Origin of the sequence: Pantoea sp. Pa-EAmG (assembly GCF_030024295.1) — a bacterium.
Lineage (GTDB): Bacteria > Pseudomonadota > Gammaproteobacteria > Enterobacterales > Enterobacteriaceae > Pantoea > Pantoea dispersa.
Genome location: NZ_JASEWO010000257.1, coordinates 1 through 4,449, shown reverse-complemented (window position 1 = coordinate 4,449; position 4,449 = coordinate 1). Strand labels below are relative to the sequence as shown.

General features: G+C 55.8%; 3 protein-coding genes. All 3 read left to right on the top strand.

Annotated elements, in window-relative coordinates:
* The first annotated feature begins 333 nt into the window (after positions 1-333).
* Positions 334-1,767 carry a glycine betaine/L-proline transporter ProP gene (proP, locus tag QMM04_RS21060; protein ID WP_031280122.1) on the top strand — a complete coding sequence of 478 codons (1,434 nt, stop codon included), beginning with the start codon at positions 334-336 and terminating at the stop codon, positions 1,765-1,767.
* Positions 1,768-1,905: 138 nt separating this feature from the next.
* Positions 1,906-3,186 (top strand): MFS transporter, encoded by a 1,281-nt coding sequence (locus QMM04_RS21055; protein WP_282996940.1) that lies wholly within the window; start codon positions 1,906-1,908, stop codon positions 3,184-3,186.
* A gap of 154 nt (positions 3,187-3,340) precedes the next feature.
* The gene (locus QMM04_RS21050) at positions 3,341-4,279 is read left to right on the top strand and encodes a bifunctional helix-turn-helix transcriptional regulator/GNAT family N-acetyltransferase (RefSeq protein ID WP_282996939.1); all 939 of its coding nucleotides are present in this window, start codon (positions 3,341-3,343) and stop codon (positions 4,277-4,279) included.
* The last annotated feature ends 170 nt before the right edge of the window (positions 4,280-4,449 follow it).

Here is a 4,449-nt window from a genome sequence, read left to right as displayed (position 1 = left end):
ATATTTGCCAGAAAGGTAAGCTGCAGGTCACGATTAATCGCGCTGCAAACCATCATATTTAGCTATCACTCACAGGCTCACCACAGAATATGGTGTGCGCGCCGGGAAACTCCGCCCTGACCAGCACGATTGGTTATTTCAGCCGCTGCGCCTTTTGACAGTCACATACTCTAACGCTACGCTTAATTGCAAGGATATATGTCGCAAACTTGCGTAAAGATAAAATATTTCCTAAGGTGACCGCCTTTCAGCCTCTTATAGCTTTCATTTCCCTTTGTGAAGTGCCGGCTGCGAAAGCTATAAGATCGCTCCAATTTTACTCATGGGGAGTTTATGAGCACCGGAACGATGACCAATAAACCTGATTTGACCGTTGACGATATTACCGTCATTGACAACAAATTATTGAAACGCGCCGTCAGCGCCGCAGCGCTGGGTAATACCATGGAGTGGTTTGATTTCGGCGTTTATAGTTACCTTGCCGTGATTATCGGCCAGGTATTTTTCCCGGACGCCAGTAATACCGCGCAGCTTATTGCGTCGTTTGGTACTTTTGCGGCCGCGTTTTTAGTGCGCCCGATTGGCGGCATGGTATTTGGTCCACTCGGCGATCGCTTTGGCCGGCAGAAAGTGCTGGCCTTTACCATGATTATGATGTCGATTGGTACCTTCTGTATTGGCCTGATTCCCAGCTATGCCAGTATCGGTATTGCCGCGCCGATCCTGCTGTTGCTGGCGCGTCTGGTGCAGGGCTTTTCCACCGGCGGTGAATATGGCGGTGCCGCCACCTTTATTGCGGAATACTCCACCGACAAACGCCGCGGCTTTATGGGCAGCTTCCTGGAGTTTGGTACGCTGGCCGGTTATCTGCTGGGCGCCAGCCTGGTGACAGGTATGATTGCGCTGCTGCCGCATCAGGCGATGATGGACTGGGGCTGGCGCATTCCGTTCTTCCTGGCCGCGCCGCTGGGGCTGTTTGGCCTGTATATCCGCCTGAAGCTGGAAGAGACCCCCGCGTTTAAAGAGCATATGGATAAGCGTGAAGAGGCCGAACATAACAAGCCGCAGCTCACGCTGTGGCAAATGCTGCGCACGCAGAGCAAGCCACTATTAAAGTGTATTGGTCTGGTGCTGCTGTTTAACGTGTCTAATTACATGCTGACCGCCTATATGCCAAGTTATTTAACCGGCATTCTGGGGCTGAGCGAAATATCCGGTCTGCTGCTGGTGATGGTGGTGATGTTTATCATGATGCCGCTGACCTTAATGTGGGGCCATTTTACCGACCGCATCGGCCGTAAACCGGTGATTGGTTTCGGCGCGCTGGGATTATTGGTGCTGGCGATTCCGGCATTCATGCTGATTGGTTCTGGCAACATGCTATGGGTATTTGCCGGTCTGGCTGTGCTGGGCTTACTGCATACCTGCTTTAGCGGCACCATGCCAGCAACATTACCGGCACTGTTTGTCACCGATATTCGTTACAGCGCACTGGCTATCGGCTTTAATTTGTCAGTCTCGCTGTTCGGTGGCACCACACCGTTAATTACCGCATGGCTGGTCGACACTACGCACAATACCATGATGCCGGCGTATTACATGATGGGTGCCGGCGTGATTGGTTTGTTAACGGTATTAACGCTGAGTGAGACAGCGCGTAAGCCACTGAAAGGTTCATCCCCTGCGGTGGCGACCAAAGCCGAGGCGCATAAACTGATTGATAAACTGCGTAAACAGCGCAGCCGTAAAAAACAGCAGCCAGCATAATCCCCGCTGATATTCACGTCAGGTGCGCTCAATGCGCACCTTTTTTGTGCCCTGCGTCAGACTTATAGCTCAGATAATCGCCCCGGGCTGCGCTAGACTGTCCCTCTCTGACTGTTTTTTACTCATTAAGGGATAATGATGTCATCTGCAGTGGCTGCCGCCGTTAATCAAAAGCGCGTACTGATTGCCGGATCCGTCGGCAATTTTATCGAGTGGTATGAATTCGCCGTGTACGGTTTCATGGCCACGCTGATCGCTAAACATTTCTTCCAGCTGAAAGGAGAAAGCGCCCTCACCAGCCTGATCCTCACCTATGCGGCCTTTGCGGTGGCGTTCTTTTTTCGCCCGTTAGGGGCAGTACTGTTTGGCCGCCTGGGCGATCGCTATGGCCGTAAACCGGTGCTAATCGCGGTGCTGGTATTGATGACGCTGGCCACCGTCGCCATCGGTCTGGTCCCGGTTTATGCCAGCATTGGCGTGGCTGCGCCGCTGCTGATTACACTGCTACGCATTTTGCAGGGACTGTTTGCCGGCGGAGAATACGGCGGCGCGGTCTCGCTGATGACCGAATCGGCGCCGCCCGGCAAGCGCGGATTTTATGGCGCGTGGCAGTCGCTGACGGTGGCGCTCGGACTGCTGGCGGGCGCGGGCGTGGTGGCAGTACTGCCGCTGCTGCTGGGAGACGCCGCCATGAACGCCTGGGGCTGGCGCATTCCTTTCCTGCTGGCGTTGCCGCTCGGCGGGGTGGCGCTGTGGCTGCGCAGCGGCCTCGACGAATCACCGCAGTTCAGCCAGACACCGGCGGCACCACAACAGCAGGCATCGCTGGGTGTCACGCTACGCGCTATCGTGCTGGGCATTGGGCGGTTAATGGTATGGTCAGCCGCCGGTTATACCTACCTCGTAATCATGCCCACCTATCTGCAGGCAGCGCTGCATACCGGCTTTAATCAGGCGCTGCTGATTGCGGTGATCTCTAACCTCGGCTTTGCCGCCACCATCCTGCCGGCCGGCATACTCAGCGATCGCTATGGCCGCCGCACAGTAATGCTGCTGGCGACGTTTTTGCTGCTGGTGCTGGCTTTCCCGCTGCTGAAAGTGTTGCAGCATCCGGAAAGCGGTATGGCGATCAAAGCGCTGGTGGTGTTTATCGCCGGTGCGCTGGTGGGCATGCTGGCCGGACCGGGACCGGCGATGCTGGCCGAGATGTTCCCGACCCGCGTGCGTTACACCGGGCTGGGGCTGGCCTATTCGCTCTCCAACGCGCTGTTTTCCGGCTGCGCAGGTCTGATCATTACCGGCCTGATGAAGCAAACCGGCAATGCCGACATTCCCGCCTGGTATGTGATGGCCACCGCCGTAGTGAGTTTTATCGCGCTGCTTTCGCTCAATAAGGACGATCACCGCAGACCCCTTTAATATCATGCTGCTTCATTCCTGCCCCTCATGCGATGCAGCCTTGCCAGGGTGAGCGCTCGCCCTCACCCGTATTGGCGCCGCCGGTTAGTCTGTTGACAATCAGCCCGATTAATAGTTGTATTATACAACCTTATAACCACTGGGCGTTTGTACCATGACCACTGAATCGTTAGTTAATCAGATACGTTCCGCCTCCCGACTGATGGTACGTGAACTCGGGTTTATGCGCCCGACGCTGGCGGCAACGGACTATTCGCCTTCTGCTGTCCACACGCTGCTGGAGATGGAAACCCAGGGCACAGTGACGGCTGCACAGTTAGTGGACTTGCTCGGTCTGGAAAAATCGAGCGTCAGCCGCATGCTGGCCAGACTGGTGGCGGCTGGTGAAGTGCAGGAAATCGCTGACGGCAGTGATGCCAGGATTAAAAGGCTGAAACTGACTGCGCAGGGGATGGCTACCGTTGCCAGAGTCAATCAGTACGCGGCACAACGGGTGCTGGCCGCGCTGGCCGGGCTTGAACCGGCACAGCAGCGCACGGTAGCGCAGGGACTGAGCGCTTATGCTGACTCCGTGCGCCGCTGTCGGACCGGCACGCAGCCCCTTCCCTCAGGTGCCATCGACATCGTCAGCGGTTACCGGCCCGGGATGATCGGCCGCATCGCCGAAATGCACGGCCGTTACTATGCCCGGCATCATCAGTTTGGTCACTATTTTGAAGGCAAAGTCGCCAGCGGGCTGGCAGAGTTTGCCGGACGGCTGGGAAGTGAGCGCAATCAAATCTGGCTGGCAGTGCATAACGATAATATTGTCGGTTCAGTGGCGATTGACGGAGAGGATCTTGGCAATAATCAGGCCCATCTGCGCTGGTTTATTCTTGACGAGACGTGTCGCGGTAGCGGCATCGGGCGACGCTTGCTTCATGAGGCTGTGGCGTTCTGCGATCGTCAGCGCTTTAGCGCAACGCAACTGTGGACCTTCAGTGGGCTGGATGCGGCCAGACGACTCTACGAGCAGGCAGGCTTCACCCTGACGCGCGAGTGGCAGGGCGATCAGTGGGGCAAAATCATGACTGAACAGCACTTCACGCGATGATGGCCGGGAAAGATTATCAACGGCTGATGCACTGCCGTTTCACCACCGCGTCAGGCCAGAGAAATAGCCGGATTAATGCGGAAAAACAGGTTTGAATATGAATTTCGGGTTAAGTAATAAATGGCATTAAATAAACGCAAGCTGGATTTTAAAATTATCCGGCAAAAAAC